The following is a 265-nucleotide window of genomic DNA, read 5'->3' as shown; positions in this document are numbered from 1 at the left end:
CTTCGATCATCGAGATCGGCGAGCTTGAAAGCTTGATCGACGACCAGGCCGTCGGCCTCAAAAACTTCCTCCTGACCGGCAACCGCGACTGGGTTGAGAGGGTCGAGGCGAAACGGGCCGATACCGAAGCCCTGGCGGCGCGGATCGAGCCGCTGCTCGCCCATCTCGATGTCGCCGACAATGTCGGGGACGCCATGACGGAGTGGCGCCAATGGTATGAGGATTTCGTCCTGCGCCAGATCACGCTGATGCGAGATCCGATGAC

1 protein-coding gene is annotated in these 265 nt (G+C 61.9%); it reads left to right on the top strand.

Annotated elements, in window-relative coordinates:
- The coding region (locus CH341_RS34965) for a CHASE3 domain-containing protein (RefSeq protein WP_425376238.1) at positions 1-265 on the top strand (265 nt) is incomplete at both ends.

This window comes from Rhodoplanes roseus (genome assembly GCF_003258865.1).
Classification (GTDB): domain Bacteria; phylum Pseudomonadota; class Alphaproteobacteria; order Rhizobiales; family Xanthobacteraceae; genus Rhodoplanes; species Rhodoplanes roseus.
This window is presented reverse-complemented; position numbering and strand designations above follow the sequence as displayed.